Raw genomic sequence first — 22,554 nt, 5'->3', positions numbered from 1 at the left:
AGATATTTCTAATTGAATACTTGGTTAAATACTTGTAGAGATTTTGGTTTTTTAAAACTGCCCAAATGTAATTCAAAATATAACAATAACATGGTTAAAAATGATTGTCTTTGTTTCGAACTTATCTTGATTGTTTTTAACTCATCAAACTTTATGCCTAACAACCTTTTTAGAAGCATTAAATTCTCACCTGAAACAGAATATACGTTTGATTTTTGATTTTCAAATAATCCATTTGAAAGGTTAAAATAAAGCGCATCACTATTTGTGTTTTCAGGATAAAAGCCAAGATACTGGGTTAGATTCAGTAAAAATAATAGATGAAAATTAGAAAATTCATCTTGATAATCGAGCCATTTAAATGTGACTTCTAGATATTCATAAAGTTGGAGGTTTTGCTCCTCTTCAATTAAAACTGTAGATAGTATTTCTGCCAAAAACATGGCGATAGAACTCTTAAAAACATTTGTATGAACACTCCTATATATATAGTCAATTTTGACTTCTTTAATATATTGAAGTGATTGATTAGCTTTGAAATTCTCTTCAATTTGGAGCTGTGATAATAATTGAAAATAGACTGCTTTAGATTTTCCTTTATTATTTTTTAATGCACCACGAATCAAATATGAAACAAGACCTTTTTGTTTTGTAAAACATTTGGCAATAAGATCATTATCACGATATCTTATTTTAGAAATAACAATAGCTTTGTTTTTGTTGAGCATAATAGATATGCAATATAATTATCTTACAATAAGTAGTTTTAATATTTTAGTTTCAAAAGAGTCTAAATCAGAAATAAAAATGAGGTAAACTCCACTAGCTACCACATTATTCCCTAGATTTTTACCATTCCAAATCGCTGTTCCTCCATCTATTGCAAAATTATAATTAGCACTTGATGATCTTTGATTTACTCTAGATTGTGCTTCTGCAACAAGATTACCTTCTATATCTGTTATTTTTATATTTACATTCTCTGTTAGGTTGGAGATTTTTACTCCGTTATTTATATCATTTAGATTATTTGATCCAAGAATATTATATTCTGGTCGAACAGGATTTGGGTATACATAGGCTTCTTCTAGAGTTTCTTCAGGTTTTGTTCCTCCTGAAGAAAATGATAGTAATCCATAAGGTGTAGCAATATAAACTCTTCCTGTTGTTGGGTCAATAGATATGTCGTTTATATTATTCGTTGGTAATGGTGAATTCTCTGGAGTAAAATGAAAAATTGTTTCTTGTCCGTCTGGTGAAAAATAAAATAATCCAGAATCTGAAGTACCTACCCATTTGTTATTTGAACCATCAACAGCAATAGATGTTACTAATTGATTTGAAAGCAATTCTTTAGGAATACCTTCTTCTAAAATAACTATATTATTGACAAATGGGTCAGTAAAAAAATTGGATGGATTAAATAATATTCTTAACCCTTTTTCTGTTCCAATCCAAAGTTGACCATTGTTATCGAGAGCTAAAGATTTAACATAAGGTGAAGGGAAATTGTTCACTTCACCATCTGCAAAACTTAATAGGTCACTTCCTCCATTTTCATTGAAGCCTACTACTCCAAAAGAAAATGACCCTATGAATTTATTATTTTGATTATCAGTAACTATAGATGAATAGCCTATATTACTACTAAAAGGAGGTACTGGAATTATTGATGTAAAATCGTAAGAAGTCCACTGGCCATTTTCAAACCTATTTAATGGTCTTTGATTACGTCCATTCATCAACCATAACACACCGTTTTGGTCAAAAGTAAGAGCTGTATTAAAATGAGCATTACCTGTGAAAGGTGTAATAGTGCTGTTGTCTTGGTTATAAAGTATGGTAGGAACATCATCATTTATTTCAATTAGTCCAGACCCATACGAGCTAATGAAAACTTGATTAGAATTAAATGGATTTACTGCTATATGCGATAAAAAAACTGGATTAGTAATGGTTTCCGCAATTGTATCGTAAGGTGTATTTATCCACTCTTCATTTTTATAGTGACTGATTCCTGTTTTTCTTATACCTTCATCAGGATTAAAAGTTCTAGAGTACCCACCGAAAACAGTCCAAATTTCGTTTGGAGGTGTTTTAATGGCAAACACATTATTACTTAGTGGACCATCTGGATATATCTCTTCAAATGTATCTGTGTTGATAAATGATGTCTTTATCACTCCTCGTCCTGGTTTTCCATCATTAACGATACCTGAAGTCCCAATAAATATTTCATTTTGGTTATTTGTTAAGCCTGCTGTGAACTGAATCCCTAAGTCAGGATCATTATCAATTGTATTGGTTAAATTAAATAATCCGTCATAAATATAAACTGTATTTGCAGTAGTAATTATTAGGTTTGACCCATTATTTCTCATGTCTGCAGGTAATAAAGGGTATTGAAATATCGGAATAAACGGATTTACAAGTACATCTACAATAGCTCTATTAAATCCTATAGCAAATATTTTATCATCAACGTTTTCAATGAATTTGAAATTTCCTGATCTAATGGTTTCCCATTGATTGAAATCAATAAGATTAGGATTTAACAAATCTGCTTTTTTTATTCCATTACCATTACTACATGCTGCATAAAGAAAACCATCATAAACAGTTGTTTGGTTAATTATTATTTGAGAACCTCCATTACCAATAAAATAAGTGTCTCCAAATTCTAATCGCTCCAGATCATAAACCGATATTCCATAATTTGTAGAGATATAAAGCAGCCCTTGGTTTTCATAAAAGTGATTGATGTTTTTCTTGTCTGGTGGTATAGTTACCTTATTTAAAATATCTATTATAGTTAATACTTCATTATCGCTTAAAACAATATCTATCAAACCTGTATCGTAACCGATAACCAATATATCATTAATATCACTGTAATATACGCTAGATATTTTACCACCTGACAATCCTTCAATCGTGCTTATTTTATTGATTTCATTGGTGTCATAATCGAATGTAAAAACGGCATTCTCAGAGGCAGCATATAAAACGTCCTCACTACTTGAAAAGTCTATAATATTAAGATAAGAAAAGTGTCCTTCCCATAAACTTGAAAAGTCTTGTGCATTAACAAATAATGAACAAGAAAAAGTAACTAAAGTTATAAGTATTCGTTTCATAAAAATAAAAATCAAATATATTTATAAGTAACGATTTAATTTAAATAATCATACATTATATCATAAAAAAAGCTCTCAATTAATTATTGAGAGCTTTTAAAGTTTATTTCAAAAGTTTATACAACACCTTGATCTAACATCGCATCAGCGACTTTTACAAAACCAGCGACATTTGCTCCTTTTACATAATCAACATAACCATCATCATTTGTTCCATAAGTTACACATGATTGATGAATATCATCCATGATTTTGAGGAGTTTGGCATCAACTTCTTCTCGTGTCCAATTCATACGTAATGAATTTTGACTCATTTCCAAGCCTGAAGTAGCAACTCCTCCAGCATTTGATGCTTTACCTGGAGCAAACAATATTTTAGCATTTTGAAAAGCTTCAATAGCTTCTGGAGTAGTAGGCATATTTGCGCCTTCAGCTACAGCAATAACATTATTATTAATTAAAGCTTGAGCTTCATTTCCATTCAATTCATTTTGTGTTGCACATGGTAAAGCAATATCACAATTTACAGACCATGGTCTTTCTCCCGCATGATATATAGCAGATGAATATTGATTAACATACTCACTGATTCTTCCACGTTTAACATTCTTAAGATTCATTATAAATGCTAATTTATCAGCATCTATACCATCAGCATCATGAATATATCCACCAGAGTCAGACAGTGTAAGTACTTTTCCGCCTAATTGTGTGATTTTCTCACAAGCATATTGAGCTACATTTCCAGAACCAGAAATTACAACTGTTTTACCATCGATAGAATCGTTTTTTGTTTTTAGCATATTCTGTGCAAAGTAAACACAGCCATAGCCAGTTGCTTCAGGTCGTATTAAAGATCCGCCGTAAGACATTCCTTTACCTGTTAAAATTCCAGTAAATTCATTTTGCAATCTTTTATACTGACCAAACATATATCCTATTTCTCTTCCACCAACACCAATGTCTCCAGCAGGAACATCTGTATTTGCACCAATGTGTCTAAACAATTCGGTCATAAACGACTGGCAAAAACGCATCACTTCAATATCACTTTTTCCTTTAGGATTAAAGTCAGAACCTCCTTTTCCCCCTCCCATTGGAAGAGTTGTTAGAGAATTCTTGAAAACTTGTTCAAATCCTAAAAATTTAAGGATACTTAGATTTACAGAAGGATGAAAACGCAATCCTCCTTTATAAGGGCCAATAGCAGAGTTAAATTCAACTCTAAAACCTCTATTTACCTGAGTATTCCCTTGATCATCTATCCAAGGTACTCTAAAAATAATTGTGCGTTCTGGCTCTACCATACGCTCTAATAGCATTTTCCCTTGATATTTAGGATTAACTTCAATAAAAGGAATTACTGTTTCTGCAACTTCATGCACTGCTTGTAAGAATTCGGTTTCATGACCGTTTTTTTCCGTAACAAGATTTAAAAAAGTTTCAATTTTATCTTTCATCTATTAAATTATTAATAATCAATGTTCATTTTAGTAGCACAAATATACATTATCTTTAAAATTTACGTATATATATATTTATATTCTCAGTATGAGATTGACAAAATAATTATAATCTAATATAAAAACTACAAGAGGAACTACTTTTGTTTGGTAGTTAGGTCAGTTTTTATATATTTGTTAACAAATATGCCCTTGGTAATTTAGATCCTATGACGCTTAATTTTAAACAATTAACATTTGTATTCGTTTTAATAATGGGTATCAATGAAGCGAATGCTCAACTCGGCTTTTCGCACGAAATAGGTATTATAGCTGGCCCTGTAGCCTTTCAATCAGATTTTGGAGTTCGTAGTGATTTTGAAACTAACTCTGGTAATACTGGTATTGGAATAGGTATAGTTCATTATATTAATTTTGCTTACCGAGCAGATTGTAACTGTTATTCTACAGACACCTTCTTTAATGACCACTTTAAGTTAAGAAATGAAATCTCTTGGAATAAAACCAAATTAAACCATTTTGGAGAGTGGGTTGATCGAGCGTCTACTAATATAAACTACGAAAAATTGCGCCAACATTCTGGAGTTTCAAATAATTTTGATATTGGTACACAAATAGAATTTTTCCCTAAAAGTATTCGTTCGTTTCAAGCGTTTAGTTATTCATTCGCACCATTTGTTAGTTTAGGTGTGCATTTCACGTCTTACAATCCTGAAGTAGAGACTTCCTTTGGTGATGGCAACATAAACAACGAGAATAACTTTTTCGGAGGTTGGGTTAATGCAACTGATCCTAATTTCCAGGAAGATCCCTTTTTATTTGATGGAAGCGGCACAACATGGTCAGTAGTTGGAAGTGTTGGTACAAGATATAAGTTAACTATCCTTTCTGATTTAATGATTGATTTAAGATGGCAATACTTTTTTAATAATGACGTAGACGGATTAGACCATAATTTAGATTCCAACAAAGCTAATGATTGGTTAGTATGGTTAAATTTTGGATACATTTACTATTTAGATTAAAATATAAGCACATATAATAAAAAAGACCAAGTTAAAAACTTGGTCTTTTTTATTTGCGACTATTCCTTTTCTCTAATCATCAATTGCTTGTTTTAAATCTGCAATTAAATCATCTTCATCTTCAATACCAACACTCAATCTAATTAGAGAATCAACAACTCCCGTTTTCTCTCTTTCTTCTTTAGGAATACTTGCATGTGTCATACTCGCTGGATGTCCAGCTAACGATTCTACACCACCTAATGACTCAGCCAGGGTAAATATCTTTAGGCCTTCTATGATCTTTATTGCCTCTTCATAGTTATTTCCATTCGTTGTAAAAGAAACCATACCTCCGAAATCAGTCATTTGCTCTTTTGCAATATCATGATTCGGATGACTTTCAAAACCAGGCCAGTAGACCTTCTCAATTTTTGGATGACTCGCTAAAAATTCTGCAACAGCTTTTCCATTTTCACAATGACGTTGCATTCTAATATGCAAGGTTTTAATTCCTCTCAATGCTAAAAAACTATCTTGAGGACCACATACTGCTCCACTTGCATTTTGAATAAAATATAAACGATCTGCCAAATCCTTATCCTTAACAATTAGCGCTCCCATAACCAAATCACTATGTCCACCCAAATACTTGGTAGCCGAGTGCATAACGATATCTGCACCTAAATCTAAGGGTCTTTGTAAATAAGGTGTTGCAAAAGTATTATCAACAGCTAACAAGATATTATGCTTTTTAGCAATTGATGCAGTGGCTTTAACATCAATAATATTCATCATCGGATTTGTTGGTGTCTCAACCCAGATCAATTTGGTATTTTCATTGATATAGTTTTCAATATTGGAAGCATTCTCCATGCCTATAAAATGAAATATAATACCAAACTTCTTAAATATACTTGTAAACAATCGATACGAACCACCATATAAATCATTGGTTGAAATTACTTCATCTCCTAGTTGTAATAGCTTTATAACGGCATCAATGGCAGCTAAACCAGAACCAAATGCTAATCCATGGTTTCCATTTTCAATACTTGCAAAAGCATTTTCTAAAGCATTTCTAGTTGGATTATGCGTTCTAGAATATTCATACCCTTTATGACCTCCAGGTGTAGATTGTGCGTAAGTTGATGTTTGATAAATTGGAGGCATTACACTTCCATAAGCTGGATCGTCCTCTTGTCCTCCATGTATTGTTTTTGTATTAAATTTCATAGTCTTACTTTTAGAAAATCTTAAGTCGTTGAAAGGCAAAAATCATTTCAATTTATTGCAATGTGCAACAAATTAAAACTTTAATTCGTTGTATTCAAATGTATGTAATACCTTTATTGAATGTTTAACAGATTGTACCAAGTTTTGAAAAAAAAAATCCTTTTAGTTGTCGCTTTAAGTTTTCTTTTTTCCTGTAATGAAGAGGTGAAAATTGATTTCTTAGAAGAAAACATTGAAGCATCCAAAGATGCTGAAATATCTATAAACTATCCAAAAGCTGATGGTAGTAAAGTAGTTTCAGAACTCATAAATAATACCATTAAAAATTACATTGTAAGTCAAACTAACTTAAGTGAAGATTCTTTAACTAATCTTTCAATTAATGATGCTGTCGAACGTTTCAATACTGAATATAAAAACTTTAAAAACGATTTTCCTGATAGCTCTCAAAAATGGGAAGCCTTTATTGATGGTGAAGTTACTTATCGTTCTCCCGAAGTTATTAGTATTGCTATAAATTCGTATTTAGATACAGGTGGAGCTCATGGTAATACCAATATAAAGTTCTTTAACTTCAATCCACAATCAGGTGAATTATATTCTAAAACTGAACTCATTAATAATACTGTAGGGCTTTCAAATGTTATTGAAAACAAGCTAAAAGAAGAAGTTAAATCAAATTCAGATGAACCTATAGAAGATTTTTTCTTCGGAAAAGATTTTCAATTACCCGAAAGTATTGGTTATAGTGATGAAGGCTTAATCATTTTATACAATCCATACGAAATCGCATCCTACTCTCAAGGTATCATAGAATTTACAATCCCTTTTAATGAAGTTAACTCGTTACTGAACATTAACTAATCTGCATTTTTTGTCAATCTTTTTATAATCGGTTCAACAGTTAAACCTTGACCAATTATTGACACTACAACTATAATGTAAGTAATTACTAAAAATAATTCACGATGCATTTCTTGAGTTAAACTTAATGCTAACGCAATAGATATTCCACCTCGTAAACCTCCCCAAGTCATAATCAAATTAGTATTAGGGACAAATTGAAGTTTCTTTGCATAAAACTTAATTGGTAGCCATAAAGACAAATATCTGCTAAATAGAACTAATGGTACAGCTATTAATCCTGAAATAATATAATCAAGCTCAAAATTTAGAACAAGCATTTCCATACCAATCATAACAAATAAAACTGTATTTAAAAGCACATCTATCAATTCCCAAAACTTATCCACGTAAGCCTCCGTAATTTCAGACATAGAAGAGTTTCTAATCGTATCATGGCCAACAATAAGTCCAGCAGTAACCATGGCTAAAGGTGCAGACATATGTAATTTGTGTGCTAACAAACTTCCTCCCATAACAGTAGCAATCGTAATGATAACCTCAACCTCATAATTGTCAATTGACTTTAATAGTTTGTAGGTTACATAGCCTAAAATGAGCCCAAGACCAATTCCGCCCAGAACTTCAATACCAAACAATTGTACTATTTCTGAAACGTCTATTGCTGCATTTGGTGATTTAGCAATAGAAAAAATCGTTAAAAAGATAACAACTCCTACTCCATCGTTAAATAAAGATTCGCCAACGATTTTTGCTTCCAATTTTTTTGGAGCGTTGGCCTTTTTTAAAATCCCAAGTACTGCAATCGGATCTGTTGGAGATATTAATGCTCCAAATAATAAACAGTAAATAAAATTAATATGAAAGCCAAAAAGGCCAAACATATAATACATGAAAATCCCTACCAAAAATGTAGAAACTAATACTCCCAGAGTAGCAAAGACAAGTACTGGTCCGCGTTGTATTTTTAGCTGATTAAAATTAGTGTGCAAAGCTCCAGCAAATAACAAGAAACTTAACATTATATCTAATAGGACAGTTTCAAAGTCTATTTGAGAAATCAATTCTTTTTCACGTAAATACAAGGTGTCATCAAATTGACCAATAGCGACAATTATAATAGTAAAAACTATAGTTATTACCATGAGCCCAATGGTAATTGGCAGTTTTAAAAATCTAACATTTATATAACCGAAAAGTGCCGATAAAACTATTAAAATTGATGCAATAGCAAAATAATCCATGAGCTTATAAATTTTAGTTAAAAGTAACTAATTTTCTTTTTAAATCTAATTACCTTGCATTGATTAAACCATCATCTTTCTAGAGTCTTAAAGCCATGAAAAAAGTTTATCACCTTAAAACTTGCAATACTTGTGATAGAATAATAAAAACATTGGACCTTCCTAATGATTTCATTTTTCAAGATATTAAATCTGACGAGATTTCAGTAAAGCAAATAGAACAGCTTAAAGAATTGGCAGGTAATTACGAAGCCTTATTTAGCAAAAGAGCAAAGCTTTACAAAGAAATGGGATTAAAAGATCAAACCCTAAGCGAAGCTGATTTTAAACACTATATCTTAGATCATTATACGTTTTTAAAACGTCCTGTTATTGTGTTCAATGACCAAGTTTTTATTGGTAATAGTGCTAAAACTGTAGAAGCTGCAAAGGCTTATATCCACGCAAATGAATAGTAGGAAATTTGCACTTATTGCAGTGTTTTTAGTTCAACTTTTATACGGACTAAATTACACCTATGCTAAGAACGTTATAAATGAAGGCTTCATACAGTCCTTTGCTTTTGTACTATTAAGAGTTATTGGTGCAACTATTTTATTTTGGGGATTTAGTTTCTTTTTCAAAAAACAGAAAATAGAACCAAAAGATTTTGTAACCATATTCTTTGCCGCAGTTTTTGGTGTTGGTATAAATATGCTTCTATTTCTAAAAGGCTTAGAGTTAACAACACCTATTCATGCTTCAGTAATTATGACGATCACACCTGTAATTATTCTGGTTTTATCTATCTTCTTTCTTGATGAAAAGTTAACAAAATTGAAAGTCTTCGGAATTGTTATTGCTTTTTCTGGAGGTATTTTGCTTACAGCTCTAGGAGATTCTACTAGAGTTGGAGACAACGTTGCATTAGGTAATTTATGTATTTTTATAAATGCCATCTCTTACAGTATATATGTAATTATCATTAAAAGACTAACCGCAAAATATCATCCATTTACATTTATAAAATGGCTGTTTTTATTTGGTATCATTTTGACTCTACCTTTCGGATATCAAGAAACTTTAGAAATTCAATGGCACACATTTACACCATACATTTGGTTTTCAGTATTATTTGTGATTATTGGAGCAACATTTGGAACCTATCTTTTAAATCCTCTCGCTTTAAATTCTTTAAAAGCATCCACTGTTGGAACTTTTATTTATTTACAGCCTGTTATTGCTGGTGTTTTTGCAATTGTCATGGGAGTTGATGCTGTAAGTCCTGTAAAGTTAATCGCTATGTTATTCATCTTTTCAGGTGTCTATTTAGTGACTAAAAAAACCAAAGTATTAGCTTAAATTCTTAGGTGCTTTTCCAGATACTCTTGTGTCTTCTTTTGTCAATAACTTAAAGCGTTCAGTCTTCGGAAAGGATTCCGACTGTTTCAATAAAACATCAGGCAATATAGTAAGCTTGCGCGTTTTTAAATCAATCCAAGACCCTAACATATCGCTCGTTGCTAAGTGTTGTCCTTTTTCATCATATAAATTATGTTCAAACTTAAAAAACATTCCGTCTTCACTTAATCCAGAGACTTCAACACTCACAGTTATTGGTTTCCCTATAAAAGATTCTTTGTAATAGTAGGTGTGTTCAAAAAATACAACTGGTCCAATATTGAATGAAGCCAGTTCGTTCATCGAAAATCCATACTCTATAAAAAAGCCCATTCTTGCATGGCTCATAAAGTTTGTATAGGCTGAATTTGCCAAATGGCCATTAGCATCAATATCACTCCAACGAATTTCAAAATCTTTTTTATACATGGTACACATTTAAGTTTTCAAAGTTATTAATTTTTATAATGCTCAACCATGAATTATAACGTTATGATTTTCGTTACCTTTGTTCAACTTTTTTTTTAAAACTCATATGATACAATCAATGACTGGTTACGGAAAATCTGTAATACAACTTCCGACCAAAAAAATATCGATAGAAGTAAAATCGCTAAACAGCAAAAACTTAGATCTTAATACAAGAATGCCTTCATTGTATCGTGAAAAGGAACTAAGCATTAGAAAGCTCATTGCATCTAAATTGGTGAGAGGTAAAATAGATTTTTCATTATATATGGAAATCACAGGCGAAGAAACGTCGACCCAAATCAATAAAACAGTTGTGAATCAATACATCAAACAACTCAAAAATGTTGTTGATGGTGATGAAACCGAATTGCTAAAAATGGCGATTCGCCTTCCAGATGCTTTAACTACTGAACGTGAGGAAATGGATGAGAACGAATGGTCTCAAATTTCAAAAGAAATTGACAGTAGTTTAGAAAAGATTCTACAATATAGAGTTGACGAAGGGAAAAGTCTTGAAGATGAATTTGTGTCTCGCGCTCAAAATATTTCAGATTTGCTCGACGAGGTTATTGCCATGGATCCTGATCGTATTGATGGTGTTCGAGAACGTTTAAATAAAGGTATTTCAGATATTAAAGAAAAGGTTGATGAAAATCGATTTGAGCAAGAACTCGTGTATTACATTGAGAAATTTGATATCACTGAAGAAAAAGTGCGTTTAAAAAACCACTTAGACTACTTTCAAAAAGCATTACAATCTGACGATTCTAATGGTAAAAAACTTGGTTTTATCTCTCAAGAAATGGGTAGGGAAATCAACACCATTGGTTCGAAATCAAATTATGCACCAATGCAAAAATTGGTTGTTCAAATGAAAGACGAACTCGAAAAAATTAAGGAACAGTTATTGAACGTACTTTAATAAACCTAATTTAATTCAAATTTGTGTCAGAAATAAAGAATAAAAATAGAGGAAAGTTACTAGTGTTTTCAGCACCTTCTGGTTCTGGAAAAACAACTATTGTTAGACATTTACTCAAACAGAAGGAGCTTAATTTAGAGTTTTCTATTTCAGCAACGTCTAGAGAAAAACGCGGAAATGAAATCCACGGAAAAGATTACTACTTCTTAGATATTAAAGATTTTAAAAACAGAATCAAGAACGATGAGTTTTTAGAATGGGAAGAAGTCTATAGAGATAATTTCTACGGAACTTTAAAAACTGAAATTGAACGCATTTGGGGAAAAGGTAAAAATGTCATTTTTGATATTGATGTTTCTGGCGGATTAAGAATTAAGAAGAAGTTCCCAGAAGAAACTTTAGCTGTTTTTGTAAAACCACCAGATTTAAATGAACTTATCATTAGACTTAAAGAACGTGGAGAAGAAAGTAAAGATAAGATTAGCATGCGAGTTGCAAAAGCTCCTGCTGAATTAGCGACTGCACCTTTATTTGACGAAATTGTTCTCAATAAAGATTTAGATAAAGCGTTAAATGATGCTCACAAATTAGTGTCTAATTTCATTAATTCATAACTCATGAAAATTGGATTGTATTTTGGGACGTTTAATCCAATTCACGTTGGACATTTAACCATTGCAAACCATTTAGCTGAATATAGCGATTTAGATAAAATCTGGTTTGTTGTTACACCTCACAGTCCGTTTAAAAAGAAAAGCTCATTGTTGAATGACCGTCAGCGTTATGAAATGGTGTATCGTGCAACAAAAGATTATTTAAAACTTGAGCCAAGTGATATTGAGTTTGATTTACCACAACCCAATTACACGATTAATACGCTTACCTATTTAAAAGAAAAATACCCAGATTCTAAATTTGCTCTTATAATGGGTGAAGATAATTTGAAGAGTTTTCACAAGTGGAAAAACTACCAACTCATCTTAGACAATCATGATATCTATGTGTATCCTAGAATTTCAAATGGTTCAACAGATGCTAAATTTAATACACATTCAAAAATCAAGAAGGTAGATGCTCCTATTATGGAATTGTCTTCAACATTTATAAGAAAATCTATTAAAGAAGGCAAAAATGTAAGACCAATGCTTCCTGAGTACGTTTGGGAATATTTGGATGAAATGAATTTTTATAAGTAAGTCTTAAAAATGATAATAGGCATTTTCTAAATGCTCAATATCAAATTGATTTCCATTTTTTACGATAGCAATAATATCAAAACGCACCTCAATATCAAGTTGGTTGGACGTTACATAATTATCTACCGCTTTAACAATCCTTTGAATTTGCTTCGGTTTTAAAAAATCTTGAGGGTTGCCAAAAACATTAGTAGAACGTGTTTTAACTTCAACAACAGCAAGTACATTTTCCTTTTTAGCAATAATATCAACTTCAGCTTTCTGAAATATATAATTACGTGTAAGAACCTTGTAACCGTTCTTTTCTAGAAAAACTGCAGCTAAGTCTTCACCTTTTTTTCCTAATTCGTTATGATTTGCCATCTAGTTTTTATAATGGGTATCAATATACACAATTGCTTCATCTTGACTCAATATCGCAAATTTCTTGTATCGATTATGAACATCTACAATTTCGTCTAAAGCTTTTTCAACTAAAGGTTTGTTTTTCCATGTATTAAGATGTGCAACAACTGTTTTTAAACAGCCATTTTTATAAGCAATTTGCCCAAGAACATGAACTAAAGTATCAGAGACTCTTTTTGTGTCATCAAACTCCAATTCTTTTAATAGTGGTAAAATATCCTGTGGATGTGTACGTCCACGAAGTTCAATACCATGACAAATCTCACGTCTAATTTCTTTATCAGGATGTTTTAGATACGCTTTAGCCCATTCTAAAACAGGATTAGGGTTCTTCTCTCCCATTTTCTTAATAGATCCAATAACGGCATTCCGAACACGATGGTGATCATCAAATAATCCTGAATTCATAAAATCTTCGATCTTATCAAAATGAAATTTCCCGATTTCGCCAGATGCATTAATTACACTCTGTCGAATTAACTCGTCATCAGATTGCATTAAAGTTTTTAAAACTGAAAAAATAGAGGTTTGTAACTGCGTCTGTGAATAGAAGATTTTACCGATTGCTAAATATCCCGTTTTACGAATGTAAGTGTCGTCGTCTGAAAAATATATTGCTATTTTTTCACTTGAACCTTTTGACAAATCAGTTGCAATCTCACGATTGATCTTTTCAACTAATTGATCTCTTTCAGGTTTTGGTAGGTCATAAAATGCCATGACAAATATTTATTTAAACTATTCTTTAGTCACCTCTAACTTATAACCTACACCATGCACGTTAGTGATTTTGATAGAAGTATCTTCATTTAGTTTTTTCCTTAATTTAGAGATATAGGTGTCGAGGCTTCGTCCAACAAAAACACCATGATCTTCCCATACTCGTTTTGATAATTCATCTCTTTTTACGACATCATTTAAATTATCACACAAAATTTCTAATAGTTCACACTCTTTTTTTGACAAGCCTATTTCTTTTTCTATGTAAAGTAATTTGCTTTGGTCTTTATCAAATTTATAATTTCCAATCGTATAAAAAAGATGATCAACAGAAGGTTTAATAGACTTCCTTTTTTGTCTGTATAAAAACCCTAGAATTAAAAGTAGAGGAACGATCAACCAAAGATAAATAATTGATGATTGTTCTTTTCCATTTTCAAATCCTATTTGGATCGTATAACAATTAAGAGGCAGAGCACGTCCGGCACAAGGAATAATGCTTTCTTCTTCGTTATTTTTTATCTCATAACTATAAGCTACTTCATAGTCATTGCATTGTATGACCTCAACACGATAATCTCCTGGTAGGTTTGCTTTGGCAAGGCTGTTTTTGACAAATGTGACGAGTTCGTCTGGTTTAAAAGATAGCTCTTGTTGAAATGACAACTGATACTTTTCTGTATCAATTTTAGTAACTGGTAAAACTAATGATGTAGAATCTTGATTGGATAATAATAACTTATTTCCAATATCTCTAATTGCAATTTTTGTAATTTCTATTTGCGAATCATCTCGATTACAAGACGAAAAAATTAGAGTTACAAAAAGCACTAAAATTATGTAAGCATATCTTTTCATAGGCTTTACAAATAAATGATAAATAAGCGAACTATAGTATCCATTCACATTTCTTTTACACTTTTTTGACACTTACTTTGCCCATAAAAAGGTTTAGTTTAAAAACAGAAAATGAAAAAAGGAAAATCCTGAAAGCTTTATTTTTTGAAAATCAAAGATGACATTTCTTTCTCTACCTTCAAGGTAATATCACTACCTAAAACCATTGCTCGATTATCCTTTTCGTGACCTGCTGGCATATTGAAGGCTATTGGAAAATCATAATCTGCTAATGCATCTAAAATGAGTTGTTCAACAGAGGTTCCCCAAAGCGTCGTATTCTTTCTAAGTTTACTCATATCTCCAACTATAAGACCTTTACAATTCTCAAAATAACCTGCGCGCTTTAAACTTTGAAGCATACGATCTATATGATATTTGTATTCACCTATCTCTTCTATAAACAAGATTTTACCTGTCATATCTAGACTCGTTTTAGATCCAAGCATCGTATGCAACATGGTGAGGTTTCCACCTACTAGCTGACCACTAGTCTCTCCTGTTCTATTATAACTAGATCCTTCTAAGGTGTAATTAACTGGGTTCCCAAAAATGGTTGATCTAAACGTCGCTAACGCTTCTTTAATATCATCCAAATCTTTAGTAAGACTAACACACATTAACGCATGAATAGATTGAAAACCTTCGTTATGAATTTGATTATGTAAAGCTGTAATATCACTATAACCAATAATCCATTTTGGATGATCTTTAAGTTTCGTGTAATCTAATTTATCTAAAATCCTTACCGTTCCGTAGCCACCTCTTGCACACCAAATAGCGCTAACCGTTGGATCATCTAAAGCTGTTTGAAAATCTTCACAACGTTCATCATCAGTACCTGCAAAGTGATCTGCTTTACTAAATATATGTTTACCTACAACAGTCTTCAATCCCCAACTTTGCAGTAAATCAACCGCTTGTTGCACTTCATTATTTCTGTTTTTTAGTATTCCTGAAGGCGCAACAATCGCTACAGTATCTCCAGCTTTTAGGTATGGTGGTTGTATCAAAGCAGTTTGGTTTTGTTGAACAGATATATCTTGAGCACTAATTTTTCCGAAGAAAAAAAAGACACAACTCAAGACAAAAAAATAGCGGAATTTCGACATATTGTAAATGTACATTTTTTTTCTAAATCCCTTGCAAAATGCGTACTTTTGTGGCTTGTTAAAACGAATTCAAGATGTCTAAAAGATATACAATTACTGCTGCATTACCATATACTAATGGTCCGATTCATATTGGCCACTTAGCTGGTGTTTATGTGCCTGCAGATATTTACGCACGCTACAAACGCTTAACTGGAAATGATGTCGCATTCATTTGTGGAAGTGATGAACATGGTGTTCCAATTACTATTAAAGCCAAGAAAGAAGGCGTTTCCCCTCAAGATATCGTAGATAAATATCATGAAATTATTAAGAAATCGTTTGTAGACTTCGGTATTACGTTTGACAACTATTCACGAACATCTGCTAAAATTCATCATGATACTGCATCTGAATTTTTTAAAACCTTATATGATAAACACGAGTTTATTGAAGAGGTTACAGAACAATTATATGACGAAGAAGCAAATCAGTTTTTAGCCGATAGATTCGTAACAGGAACATGTCCAAAATGCGGAAATGAAGAAGCTTACGGAGATCAATGTGAAAATTGTGGTTCAAGTTTAAATGCAACTGATCTTATCAATCCTAAATCAGCTATAACTGGAAATGTTCCTTCTTTAAAAGAAACTAAGCATTGGTTTTTACCTCTAAATAAATATGAAGACTTTTTAAAAGAATGGATTTTAAAAGGGCATAAAAAAGATTGGAAACCTAATGTTTACGGACAAGTAAAATCATGGATTGATGATGGTTTAAGACCAAGAGCTGTGACTCGTGATTTAGATTGGGGAATTCCTGTTCCTGTTCCAGGAGGAGAAGGCAAAGTGCTTTACGTATGGTTTGATGCGCCTATTGGTTACATTTCAGCAACTAAAGAATGGGCTCAAAACGTTGGTAAAGATTGGGAACCTTATTGGAAAGACAAAGACACCAAATTGGTTCACTTTATAGGAAAGGATAATATCGTTTTTCACTGTATTATTTTTCCAGCAATGCTAAAAGCAGAAGGTTCATATATATTACCAGATAATGTACCTGCTAATGAATTTTTAAATCTTGAAGGCAAGAAATTATCCACTTCTAAAAACTGGGCTGTTTGGTTACCAGATTATTTAGAAGATTTCCCAAACCAACAAGATGTATTGCGTTATTCATTAACTGCTAATGCTCCAGAAAGTAAGGATAATGATTTTACTTGGAAAGACTTTCAAGCAAGAAATAATAATGAGTTGGTAGCTATCTTCGGAAACTTTATCAATCGCGTTGTTGTTCTTACTAATAAATATTATGGCGGAATTATTCCTGAAGCTTCGGAATTTTCAGAAGTTGATAATGAAACCTTAGCTGCTATAAAAGCATATCCTTCAGTGATTGAAAGTTCTTTAGAACGTTACCGTTTTAGAGAAGCAAGTCAAGAATTGATGAATTTAGCGCGTTTAGGAAATAAATATTTAGCTGATGAAGAACCTTGGAAATTGGTGAAAACAGATGAAGTTCGTACAAAAACAATCATGTATGTTGCACTTCAAATAGCAAGTGCATTGGCGACATTGTGTGAACCTTTTTTACCATTCACTTCAGATAAATTAAAAGGCATTCTAAATACTACTGATAATTCTTGGGCTGATATTTCTACGAAAAATATTCTCATTCCAGCTGGACACCAAATAGGTAAAGGTGAATTACTATTCTCTAAAATTGAAGACAAGACCATTCAAGAACAACTTGATAAATTAGAAGCTAGCAAGAAAGCTAATGAAGCTGCTAATAAAGTATTAGAACCTCAAAAGGATATCATCACTTTTGATGATTTCACTAAATTAGATATGAGAGTTGGGACTATTCTTGAAGCCGAAAAAATGCCTAAAACTAAGAAGTTATTAGTTTTAAAAGTAGATACAGGTATCGATATAAGAACGATTGTGTCTGGTATTGCTGAGAGCTTTACTCCAGAAGAAGTGATTGGAAAGCAAGTGACTGTTTTAGTGAACTTAGCACCAAGAGCATTGCGAGGTGTTGAAAGTGAAGGTATGATTTTAATGACCGAAACTCCTGAAGGTAAATTGGTGTTTGTAAATCCAGATACAGCAGTTAATAGTGGGTTGCAGATTAGCTAGACTATTGCACAACAAGCTTTTTAATGTCTTGTCTATCATGTTTGTCAATCACTTTTAAAAGGTAAATCCCGCTTTTTAATTCAGAGAGATTCATTCTGATAATACTTTTATCAAATTGGTAGAGCGCAACACTAGTTCCAAATGCATCGATAATTTCAATGCTTTTTATTTTATGAGTTCCTATTACAAATAAGTCATCTACAACAGGATTTGGATGGAATTTAAAGACCGGTTCTTCTGCCTCATCAATAGTCTGATTTTCTAGAGCTAATTCAGTCTTTTTTTCTTGAGAAAATGATATATTACAAACGATTAAAATCGAGAAAATAGTGAGTGCACTTTTCATAATTTCAGACTTAGTGATTGATGATGAAGGACTATCATTAACGATTTAAAAATCAATTAATTATAAGTTATAGTCAAAATAATTGCAATGATTCAATTAGTACCATACATAATTTCTAAAACCAAACTATCTGAATCTTCAGTAAAAAACACAGTCAACTTACTAAATCAAGACTGTACCATTCCATTTATTTCAAGGTATAGAAAAGAAGCAACTAGCAACTTGGATGAAGTTCAAATTGGAGATATCGTTAAATACAAAGACCTTTTCGAAGCCTTAGAAAAACGGAAAAAAGCAATCCTAAAAGCATTAGAAGAGCAAGGGGTTTTAACTTCAGAATTAAAAGCAAAAGTAACCGCTTGTGCAGATTCTACAACACTTGAAGATTTATACCTTCCATACAAAAAAAGCAGAAAAACAAAAGCAGAAACCGCTCGAAAAAACGGACTAGAACCTTTGGCGAAAATCATTATGTCGCAAAACGCAAATGATATTGAATCTATAGCTTTTAAATACGTAAAAGGTGATGTGTCATCTGTAGAAAGTGCATTGGAAGGTGCGCGACATATTATTGCAGAGTGGATTAATGAACGTTCAGATATAAGAAACAATCTTCGAAACCAATTAGAACGTCATGCAATGATCTCTACTAAAGTTGTTAAATCAAAAAAGGATGATGAAAATGCTCAAAAATTTAGAGATTATTTTGAATGGGAAGAGGCATTAAGTAGAATTCCATCACACAGATTATTGGCCATTTTGAGAGCAGAAAACGAAGGTTTTATTCGAGTAAAAATTGAAATCGATAACGAGCGTGCTTTAGAGCGTATCGAACATAAAATCATTCAAGGTCAAAATTCATGTGCTGACCAAATTGAACTTGCCATTTCAGATGCTTATAAACGTTTATTATTACCATCATTAAGCAATGAAGGTTTACATAAAGCAAAAGATAAAGCCGATGAAGCAGCCATTTCAATATTTGCAAAAAACTTAAAGCAGTTACTTCTTGGTTCGCCTTTAGGTGAAAAACGTGTTTTAGCTTTAGACCCTGGGTTTAGATCAGGATGCAAAGTTGTTTGTTTAGATGAAAAAGGTGATTTAAAGCATAACGAAACCATATATCCTCATCCTCCAAAAAACGACCAAATTGGAGCAATGAAAAAAATAAGTTTTCTAACCGAAGCTCATCATATCGAAGCGATTGCTATTGGAAACGGAACTGCATCACGAGAAACCGAAGCATTGATTAGGAAAATACGGTTTAAAAACGACATCCAAGTGTTTGTTGTTAGTGAAGCTGGAGCAAGTATTTATTCGGCATCTAAAATTGCTCGTGAGGAGTTTCCTAATTATGATGTAACCGTTAGAGGATCCGTTTCAATTGGTCGACGTTTACAAGATCCCTTAGCAGAATTAGTAAAAATTGATGCCAAGTCCATTGGTGTTGGTCAATATCAGCATGATGTAGACCAAAATAAACTCAAAAAAGAATTGGATGTTGTTGTTGAAAACTGCGTGAATGCGGTTGGTGTCAATATCAATACAGCCAGTCATAGTTTACTAAGTTACGTTTCTGGAATTGGTTCTAAATTAGCTGAAAACATTGTAAACTACAGAAGTAAAAACGGTGCATTTCAGAATAGAAACTCTATTAAAAAAGTACCACGTTTAGGTGATAAAGCATTTGAACAAGGTGTCGGTTTTTTAAGAATTAAGGATGGTGAAAACCCTTTGGATGATTCTGCAGTACATCCAGAAAGTTATGCTATCGTTAAAAAAATGGCAAAAGATGAAGGTATATCGCTTTCAGAATTAATTGGAAACAAAACCATTCTTCTAAAGATAAATTTAAAAAATTATTGCACTGAAACTGTTGGTTTATTAACCTTAGAAGACATTATAAAAGAACTCGAAAAGCCTGGCTTAGATATTAGAGAACAAGCCAAAGTATTTACTTTTAATCAAAATATCAAAACGATTTCAGACTTAAGAGAAGGTCAACTTCTTCCTGGAATTGTCAATAACATTACAGCATTTGGTTGTTTTGTAGATGTAGGGATTAAAGAAAGTGGATTGATTCACGTTTCTAACTTATCTGATAGTTTTGTTAAAGATGTAAATGAACATGTGAATTTACATCAGCAGATTGTTGTTAAAGTTTTGGATGTTGATATCCCAAGAAAACGGATTCAATTAAAATTACACAAGATTTAAATACTCAAGGTGTTTTCTTATAAAAGAACTATTCCAAATTAGAAAACCTTGCCAATCAATTATTTTATTTGTCTTTATAACTGCTTATCTTTGTTTAAAATCAGGAATTATGTTATCAAAAACTATTGAAGCCGCATTAAACAAACAAATACGAATCGAAGCAGAATCGTCACAAGTATATTTAGCAATGGCTGTTTGGGCTGAAGTTAAAGGACTAGAAGGTATCTCTAATTTTATGTATGACCAATCTGATGAAGAACGCGAACACATGCTTAAGTTGATCAAGTTTGTAAATGAACGTGGTGGACATGCACTTATATCAGAATTGAAAGCACCAAACGTTACGTTTAATTCGTTTAAAGAAATGTTTGAAAAACTATTAGCTCATGAGATCTTTGTTTCTGAAAGCATTAATGACTTGGTTCACATCTCTTTAGAAAACAGAGATTACGCTACACATAACTTCTTACAATGGTACGTTTCTGAACAAATTGAGGAAGAAGCAACAGCTAGAACTATCTTAGATAAAGTGAATATGATTGGCGATGATAAAGGTGGTTTGTATTTATTTGACAGAGATATTCAACAACTCACAGTTGTAAGTTCTGCAGGGCCAAATGGTGCTCAATAAATGTTAAAGTTTATTTAGATTCAATTTAAATAATTATTTTTGCGCTGTTGTTTTCTAGCAAATTCGATGGGCAAAAAAAATAAAAATAAGAAACTTAAAAACGAACGTATTAAAGTTCTTCAAACTTCTGGCTTGGACCCCTTGGTTAAAGCAAAAACTGAATGCTGCAAAAAGTATAAAAAGTCAGAATTCAAGCGCTGTAAAAAATGTCCTTGTTTTGATTTAATCAAAAAAGTGGCTTAAATCTTCTCATATTTTGTAATTTTTAATTCGCTAAACAGACTTAGTGAATATGATACATACTTTTAAAGAATTTTCTACCAATGCCATTTTCAATGTTGGAAATGAAACCGATTTAAAATCATTTCAAACACCCAAACAAACTGAACTCTATACTTTTATTTGGGCTCAATCGGAAGCTATAGAAATCATTATTGATAGTATCCCATTTATCATTGAACCTCACAGTATTTTAGCACTCACTCCTATTCAGTATTTACAGTACATCTCAGGTCAAGATGCCATTGTCTATCAATTTAATAGAGAATTCTATTGCATTAAAGATCATGATCAAGAGGTGAGTTGTGTTGGTATTTTATTTTTTGGAAACACAAACATTCCTATTATTCATCTAGATAAAATTGAACAACACAAATTTCAAATACTACATGAAGTGTTTATTGATGAGCTAGAAACTAAAGATAATATTCAAGCAGAAATGTTACGGATGCTTATGGCTCGTTTTATTATTAAAAGCACACGTTTACTTAAAGCAAAAGAAGGCATTGTTGAAACCGCTAAAAGTTCAAAAGTAGATTTATTAAGATCTTTTAATTTTTTAGTAGAACAACATTTCAAAACTGAACATAGCGTTTCGTTTTATGCTGAAAAACTATTTAAATCTCCAAAAACCTTATCTAATAATTTCGCCAAACTAAACCGTAGTCCGTTACAAATTATTCATGAGCGCGTCGTTTTAGAAGCCAAACGTCTTTTAATATATTCAGACAAATCAGCTAAAGAGATTGCTTATGAAGTAGGTTTCGATGACGCCTCACATTTGAGTAGACTGTTTAAAAAACACACTTCACAGTCACCTTCAGACTTTAAAAAACAATTAATAACTTCAAGTTAGGAAGAATTGACAAGTTCTTGGGCAAATTCTTCATTCTTTAACTACATCTCCTAT

22 protein-coding genes are annotated in these 22,554 nt (G+C 32.0%); 11 read left to right on the top strand and 11 right to left on the bottom strand.

Going from position 1 to position 22,554, the window contains the following annotated elements:
• Positions 1-8 precede the first annotated feature (8 nt).
• The 3 genes from recO to gdhA form a co-directional block, all read right to left on the bottom strand.
• Complete coding sequence (gene recO, locus RH81_RS08800) at positions 9-728, bottom strand: DNA repair protein RecO (protein ID WP_033959777.1); 720 nt, start codon at positions 726-728, stop codon at positions 9-11.
• 18 nt (positions 729-746) lie between these two features.
• Positions 747-3,137 carry a type IX secretion system anionic LPS delivery protein PorZ gene (gene porZ, locus RH81_RS08795; protein WP_033959776.1) on the bottom strand — a complete coding sequence of 797 codons (2,391 nt, stop codon included), beginning with the start codon at positions 3,135-3,137 and terminating at the stop codon, positions 747-749.
• A 116-nt stretch (positions 3,138-3,253) separates the two neighbouring features.
• On the bottom strand, positions 3,254-4,597 hold the full coding sequence (gene gdhA / locus RH81_RS08790) for an NADP-specific glutamate dehydrogenase (protein WP_033959775.1): 1,344 nt from the start codon (positions 4,595-4,597) through the stop codon (positions 3,254-3,256).
• Positions 4,598-4,809: 212 nt separating this feature from the next.
• Between gdhA and RH81_RS08785 the strand changes: the two genes are divergently transcribed.
• Positions 4,810-5,625 carry a THC0290_0291 family protein gene (locus tag RH81_RS08785; RefSeq protein WP_033959773.1) on the top strand — a complete coding sequence of 272 codons (816 nt, stop codon included), beginning with the start codon at positions 4,810-4,812 and terminating at the stop codon, positions 5,623-5,625.
• A gap of 72 nt (positions 5,626-5,697) precedes the next feature.
• Here RH81_RS08785 and RH81_RS08780 read toward each other — a convergent pair whose 3' ends face one another.
• Positions 5,698-6,840, bottom strand: a complete 1,143-nt coding sequence (locus RH81_RS08780) for a cystathionine gamma-synthase (protein ID WP_033959772.1) — start codon at positions 6,838-6,840, stop codon at positions 5,698-5,700.
• A gap of 144 nt (positions 6,841-6,984) precedes the next feature.
• Here RH81_RS08780 and RH81_RS08775 point away from each other — a divergent pair, with 144 nt between their 5' ends.
• Positions 6,985-7,704: a DUF3298 and DUF4163 domain-containing protein gene (locus tag RH81_RS08775; protein ID WP_033960289.1), complete on the top strand. Its 720-nt coding sequence runs from the start codon at positions 6,985-6,987 to the stop codon at positions 7,702-7,704.
• Here RH81_RS08775 and RH81_RS08770 read toward each other — a convergent pair.
• On the bottom strand, positions 7,701-8,948 hold the full coding sequence (locus RH81_RS08770) for a cation:proton antiporter (RefSeq protein ID WP_033959771.1): 1,248 nt from the start codon (positions 8,946-8,948) through the stop codon (positions 7,701-7,703). The two genes, RH81_RS08775 and RH81_RS08770, sit on opposite strands and share 4 nt — an antisense overlap.
• Positions 8,949-9,043: 95 nt before the next feature.
• Between RH81_RS08770 and RH81_RS08765 the strand changes: the two genes are divergently transcribed.
• Positions 9,044-9,403, top strand: a complete 360-nt coding sequence (locus tag RH81_RS08765) for an arsenate reductase family protein (RefSeq protein ID WP_033959770.1) — start codon at positions 9,044-9,046, stop codon at positions 9,401-9,403.
• Positions 9,396-10,289, top strand: a complete 894-nt coding sequence (locus RH81_RS08760; protein ID WP_033959769.1) for a DMT family transporter — start codon at positions 9,396-9,398, stop codon at positions 10,287-10,289. The genes RH81_RS08765 and RH81_RS08760 overlap by 8 nt, the downstream gene beginning before the upstream one ends.
• Here the strand turns inward: RH81_RS08760 and RH81_RS08755 are convergent.
• A complete protein-coding gene (locus RH81_RS08755) occupies positions 10,281-10,757 on the bottom strand; it encodes an acyl-CoA thioesterase (RefSeq protein WP_033959768.1) in 477 nt (158 codons plus the stop codon). The genes RH81_RS08760 and RH81_RS08755 overlap by 9 nt on opposite strands.
• A gap of 106 nt (positions 10,758-10,863) precedes the next feature.
• Here RH81_RS08755 and RH81_RS08750 point away from each other — a divergent pair, with 106 nt between their 5' ends.
• The 3 genes from RH81_RS08750 to nadD are packed head-to-tail and all read left to right on the top strand — an operon-like array spanning position 10,864 to position 12,917.
• Positions 10,864-11,721, top strand: coding sequence for a YicC/YloC family endoribonuclease (locus RH81_RS08750; RefSeq protein ID WP_033959767.1), 858 nt, complete (start codon positions 10,864-10,866; stop codon positions 11,719-11,721).
• 23 nt (positions 11,722-11,744) lie between these two features.
• Positions 11,745-12,335, top strand: a complete 591-nt coding sequence (gene gmk / locus RH81_RS08745) for a guanylate kinase (protein WP_033959766.1) — start codon at positions 11,745-11,747, stop codon at positions 12,333-12,335.
• 3 nt (positions 12,336-12,338) lie between these two features.
• On the top strand, positions 12,339-12,917 hold the full coding sequence (gene nadD / locus RH81_RS08740) for a nicotinate (nicotinamide) nucleotide adenylyltransferase (protein WP_033959765.1): 579 nt from the start codon (positions 12,339-12,341) through the stop codon (positions 12,915-12,917).
• 3 nt (positions 12,918-12,920) lie between these two features.
• Here nadD and RH81_RS08735 read toward each other — a convergent pair whose 3' ends face one another.
• The 4 genes from RH81_RS08735 to RH81_RS08720 all read right to left on the bottom strand — a co-directional run bounded on the left by RH81_RS08735 (position 12,921) and on the right by RH81_RS08720 (position 16,051).
• On the bottom strand, positions 12,921-13,280 hold the full coding sequence (locus RH81_RS08735) for a YraN family protein (RefSeq protein WP_033959764.1): 360 nt from the start codon (positions 13,278-13,280) through the stop codon (positions 12,921-12,923).
• Positions 13,281-14,042 carry a HEAT repeat domain-containing protein gene (locus RH81_RS08730; RefSeq protein ID WP_033959763.1) on the bottom strand — a complete coding sequence of 254 codons (762 nt, stop codon included), beginning with the start codon at positions 14,040-14,042 and terminating at the stop codon, positions 13,281-13,283.
• Positions 14,043-14,060: 18 nt separating this feature from the next.
• The gene (locus RH81_RS08725; RefSeq protein ID WP_033959762.1) at positions 14,061-14,900 is read right to left on the bottom strand and encodes a winged helix-turn-helix domain-containing protein; all 840 of its coding nucleotides are present in this window, start codon (positions 14,898-14,900) and stop codon (positions 14,061-14,063) included.
• Between the two features lie 137 nt (positions 14,901-15,037).
• On the bottom strand, positions 15,038-16,051 hold the full coding sequence (locus RH81_RS08720; protein ID WP_033959761.1) for a S66 peptidase family protein: 1,014 nt from the start codon (positions 16,049-16,051) through the stop codon (positions 15,038-15,040).
• Between the two features lie 74 nt (positions 16,052-16,125).
• Here RH81_RS08720 and metG point away from each other — a divergent pair, with 74 nt between their 5' ends.
• The gene (gene metG, locus RH81_RS08715) at positions 16,126-18,171 is read left to right on the top strand and encodes a methionine--tRNA ligase (RefSeq protein WP_033959760.1); all 2,046 of its coding nucleotides are present in this window, start codon (positions 16,126-16,128) and stop codon (positions 18,169-18,171) included.
• A gap of 1 nt (position 18,172) precedes the next feature.
• On the opposite strand, the gene RH81_RS08710 is transcribed toward metG, so the two are convergent.
• Complete coding sequence (locus RH81_RS08710) at positions 18,173-18,517, bottom strand: T9SS type A sorting domain-containing protein (RefSeq protein ID WP_033959759.1); 345 nt, start codon at positions 18,515-18,517, stop codon at positions 18,173-18,175.
• Positions 18,518-18,604: 87 nt separating this feature from the next.
• Between RH81_RS08710 and RH81_RS08705 the strand changes: the two genes are divergently transcribed.
• The 3 genes from RH81_RS08705 to RH81_RS08695 all read left to right on the top strand — a co-directional run bounded on the left by RH81_RS08705 (position 18,605) and on the right by RH81_RS08695 (position 22,500).
• Complete coding sequence (locus tag RH81_RS08705) at positions 18,605-20,734, top strand: Tex family protein (RefSeq protein WP_033959758.1); 2,130 nt, start codon at positions 18,605-18,607, stop codon at positions 20,732-20,734.
• Between the two features lie 109 nt (positions 20,735-20,843).
• Complete coding sequence (locus tag RH81_RS08700; protein WP_033959757.1) at positions 20,844-21,365, top strand: ferritin; 522 nt, start codon at positions 20,844-20,846, stop codon at positions 21,363-21,365.
• Between the two features lie 292 nt (positions 21,366-21,657).
• Positions 21,658-22,500: an AraC family transcriptional regulator gene (locus tag RH81_RS08695; RefSeq protein ID WP_033959756.1), complete on the top strand. Its 843-nt coding sequence runs from the start codon at positions 21,658-21,660 to the stop codon at positions 22,498-22,500.
• The last annotated feature ends 54 nt before the right edge of the window (positions 22,501-22,554 follow it).

The organism is Psychroserpens jangbogonensis (assembly GCF_000797465.1).
Classification (GTDB): domain Bacteria; phylum Bacteroidota; class Bacteroidia; order Flavobacteriales; family Flavobacteriaceae; genus Psychroserpens; species Psychroserpens jangbogonensis.
This window is presented reverse-complemented; position numbering and strand designations above follow the sequence as displayed.

Excerpts from the sequence above, each read along its gene's own strand:
- recO (WP_033959777.1), bottom strand. The coding sequence starts at position 728 with ATGCTCAACAAAAACAAAGCTATTGTTATTTCTAAAATAAGATATCGT.
- RH81_RS08785 (WP_033959773.1), top strand. The coding sequence starts at position 4,810 with ATGACGCTTAATTTTAAACAATTAACATTTGTATTCGTTTTAATAATG.
- RH81_RS08705 (WP_033959758.1), top strand. The coding sequence starts at position 18,605 with ATGATTCAATTAGTACCATACATAATTTCTAAAACCAAACTATCTGAA.
- RH81_RS08720 (WP_033959761.1), bottom strand. The coding sequence starts at position 16,051 with ATGTCGAAATTCCGCTATTTTTTTGTCTTGAGTTGTGTCTTTTTTTTC.
- porZ (WP_033959776.1), bottom strand. The coding sequence starts at position 3,137 with ATGAAACGAATACTTATAACTTTAGTTACTTTTTCTTGTTCATTATTT.
- RH81_RS08700 (WP_033959757.1), top strand. The coding sequence starts at position 20,844 with ATGTTATCAAAAACTATTGAAGCCGCATTAAACAAACAAATACGAATC.
- metG (WP_033959760.1), top strand. The coding sequence starts at position 16,126 with ATGTCTAAAAGATATACAATTACTGCTGCATTACCATATACTAATGGT.
- RH81_RS08725 (WP_033959762.1), bottom strand. The coding sequence starts at position 14,900 with ATGAAAAGATATGCTTACATAATTTTAGTGCTTTTTGTAACTCTAATT.
- RH81_RS08755 (WP_033959768.1), bottom strand. The coding sequence starts at position 10,757 with ATGTATAAAAAAGATTTTGAAATTCGTTGGAGTGATATTGATGCTAAT.
- RH81_RS08735 (WP_033959764.1), bottom strand. The coding sequence starts at position 13,280 with ATGGCAAATCATAACGAATTAGGAAAAAAAGGTGAAGACTTAGCTGCA.
- RH81_RS08760 (WP_033959769.1), top strand. The coding sequence starts at position 9,396 with ATGAATAGTAGGAAATTTGCACTTATTGCAGTGTTTTTAGTTCAACTT.
- RH81_RS08695 (WP_033959756.1), top strand. The coding sequence starts at position 21,658 with ATGATACATACTTTTAAAGAATTTTCTACCAATGCCATTTTCAATGTT.
- RH81_RS08730 (WP_033959763.1), bottom strand. The coding sequence starts at position 14,042 with ATGGCATTTTATGACCTACCAAAACCTGAAAGAGATCAATTAGTTGAA.
- RH81_RS08750 (WP_033959767.1), top strand. The coding sequence starts at position 10,864 with ATGATACAATCAATGACTGGTTACGGAAAATCTGTAATACAACTTCCG.
- nadD (WP_033959765.1), top strand. The coding sequence starts at position 12,339 with ATGAAAATTGGATTGTATTTTGGGACGTTTAATCCAATTCACGTTGGA.
- RH81_RS08765 (WP_033959770.1), top strand. The coding sequence starts at position 9,044 with ATGAAAAAAGTTTATCACCTTAAAACTTGCAATACTTGTGATAGAATA.
- RH81_RS08780 (WP_033959772.1), bottom strand. The coding sequence starts at position 6,840 with ATGAAATTTAATACAAAAACAATACATGGAGGACAAGAGGACGATCCA.
- RH81_RS08710 (WP_033959759.1), bottom strand. The coding sequence starts at position 18,517 with ATGAAAAGTGCACTCACTATTTTCTCGATTTTAATCGTTTGTAATATA.
- gdhA (WP_033959775.1), bottom strand. The coding sequence starts at position 4,597 with ATGAAAGATAAAATTGAAACTTTTTTAAATCTTGTTACGGAAAAAAAC.
- RH81_RS08770 (WP_033959771.1), bottom strand. The coding sequence starts at position 8,948 with ATGGATTATTTTGCTATTGCATCAATTTTAATAGTTTTATCGGCACTT.